The sequence below is a fragment of the Dongia mobilis genome, from assembly GCF_004363235.1.
GTDB classification, from domain to species: Bacteria; Pseudomonadota; Alphaproteobacteria; order Dongiales; family Dongiaceae; genus Dongia; species Dongia mobilis.
On record NZ_SNYW01000004.1, the window covers coordinates 1 to 2,818 of the forward strand.

The window sequence follows — 2,818 nt, forward strand, 5'->3', positions numbered from 1 at the left end:
CTGACCTTCGCCATCACGGCCAAGGATGCCGAGGGCGAGGGCTCCGGCGCCACCTTCACCGTGACCGTCGACGACGACGCCCCGGTGGCCGAGGACGACGATGGCGGCAGTGTCAATGCTGGCAGCAAGATCGAGGTGACGGATGCCGCGCTGGGCGTCCTTGCCGACGATCTCTTCGGCGCCGACGGCGCGAAATCGGGCGGTGGCCTGGTCGGCGTCAAGACCGGCAACAACAGCGGCCAATCGACCGCCAATATCGGCGGCACGGTGGAATCGGCCCTGGGCTACCTGACGCTCAATGCCGACGGCACCTATACCTATACCGCCAAGACCGATGCCAGCGGCACCGACTACTTCACCTACACGATCGAAGACGCCGATGGCGACCGCGACACCGCCGTGCTGACCATCAACGTCGCCGACCAGGCGGAAGGCACGATTGGCGCGACGGCCGTGGTCTATGAGGACGGCATTGCCGACCAGCATACCGGCGGCAGTACGCCCGCGCCGGGCGCGCTCGATATTACCTTCAACCCGGCCGACAACGAGCAGATGGTGAGTCTGACGCTGAAGCTGCTGCCGGTCGGCTGGAAGGTGTTCTACGACGGCGCCGAGATCCATGTCGGCACCGGTGCGGACTTCATCATCCTGATGAGCCTCTATCCGGACATCACCAAGCTGGCGATACTGCCGCCAGTGGACAATCTCGACAGCGACCTTGCCCTCGGCATCGAGGCGCTGATCAGCGACCCCAATGGCGGCCTCACCGGCACCATCGGCGGCACGCTGAATATCACCCGCGATGCGGTGGCCGACAAGCCGACCAATGTCGAGGTCATCGTCAATGACAGCAACGACGCCAATGCCAGCTTCGGTTTGGGCGAGACGGGCACGCTGCAAGTCAAGGCGACCTTCGGCGACTACCAGGACGGCTCGGAAGTCCACACCGTCACCGTGACCCTGCATCCGGGCTTCACGGCGGCACTCGATCCTGCGGGCACGCTCAACGGCTATCCCTATACCTATAATTCAGTCACGGGCGTCATCGTCTTCACCGTGCCGACGGGGACCGCCAGCATCGACCAGACCTTCAGCATCACGGCACCCGGCACGGGGACGCTGCCTGGCACACTCAATTTCACGGCGGTTGCCAAGGCTGAGGAGACGACCCTTTCGGGCAGCGAAATCACCACTGGCAATAATGTGGCGACGACTGAGGCGACGACGGGCATCCCGTCCTCGCGCCTGATCGACGGGACGTTCAAGACCAACACGAACGTCAACAATCAGCAGCTGATCCTGACCTTCGTGGATCGCAACAATCCGCTGATGGCCGTGGCCCAGGTTTATGCGCTCAACCTGCAGGGACAGCAGGGCAACGTGCTGACTGATGCCGGATTCGAGATCAACACCAGCCACCAATATCTCGTATCGGTCGAGGCGGCGGTCAACCCCAAGGTGATCCTTACCGACCTCACCCTTGAGAACGTAGTGCTGCAGTCAAGCGGCAATCTGCAACTCGAGATAAATGACAAAACGGCCGGCGCTGACAGCACGGCCTATACCTTCATCATCACGCCAGATAGCGGAACGCCGGATCAGACCGCCACGGCTTCGTTTGATGGCGATGACAAGGTAAACAACTACGCCGATCCAAGCCCGACGCAGTTCAACTACATTTTCGGTGGTACCAATAACGACGTGCTGACGGGTGGAAACCTGGAGGACATGCTGAATGGCGGCGACGGCAAGGATCAGCTAAGCGGCGGTGCCGGCAACGACATCCTGATCTTCGACTCCAACGACACGTTGGTCGATGGTGGGGCAGGCTTTGACATCCTTCGCATCGATCAGGGTGCCATCACCAACACCGCTGCGGCAATTGGCGGTGCGACTAATGGCGACGTGACCGTGAGCCTTGCCGGCAACACCGCAATCAAGAACATTGAATCGATTCTGATTACGACCGAGGCCCTGGCAAGTAAGGATTTCGGAACAACGGTCGTCCTCAATGCCCAGGACGTCCTGAACTTCACTGACAACAACAAGGATGTGGGCGAGGCAACGGCTCACAGCCTCTATATCGTGGGCGCTGCTGGCGACAGGGTGAACATAGATGGCACCATCTTTGACGGTAGTCAGACATGGACCTATGCCGGTGACGTAGTCCGGGACGGCGGCATGGTGTTCGCCCAGTACAATGCCAATGTCGGCGGCATGGATGTCACCCTCTATGTCGACAAGGATGTGCAAGTCGTTTGACATCAGGGCAGAGCGAATTGTTTCAGGCAGCGTTTCTCCCGCCTGACCCGTCCGCCGCGGCTTCGGTCGCGGCGGCGACATGACTGCAGGGACGTCCGGAGCCAGCTACCCCAGGTGAACCGGATGTGCCCGACGCCGCAGCCTTGTGCTGCGGCGTTTTTCTTTTGCCCGGGGTCTGGTTGGGGCGAGGGGCTGGGCGCCGCTGCCTGGCCGACCGGCGGGGCACCCAAGCACACACCATTGGGCGCGCAGAATCGCGACGCACGGCGTCAAGGAAAAGACTTACTTTAAGCCCATACAATTGTGTGAGATAGGGCCACTATTTGCCTAAAATACGAGGAATATTGGGTTTATCCGGCGCGTTTTCTCCACGAGGCCGGCCGTTCCTCGCGCACCTTCCTGCGCTGCGGCCGGGTGCCAACTGATCCGCGATACCAAGCGGCATAACCGGAGTGCAGATGATGGCCACCGACACCACGAACATCCCGACCGAGACGACCGGCATTGCCCATGAGGGTGATGTCGAGCGGGCGACGCTGACGCAGGGGGTGACCCA

At 61.3% G+C, this 2,818-nt stretch carries 1 protein-coding gene; it reads left to right on the plus strand.

What is annotated here, in order from left to right:
• The coding region (locus A8950_RS19335) for an Ig-like domain-containing protein (RefSeq protein WP_166644940.1) at positions 1 to 2,262 on the plus strand (2,262 nt) is incomplete at its 5' end.
• Positions 2,263 to 2,818 lie beyond the last annotated feature (556 nt).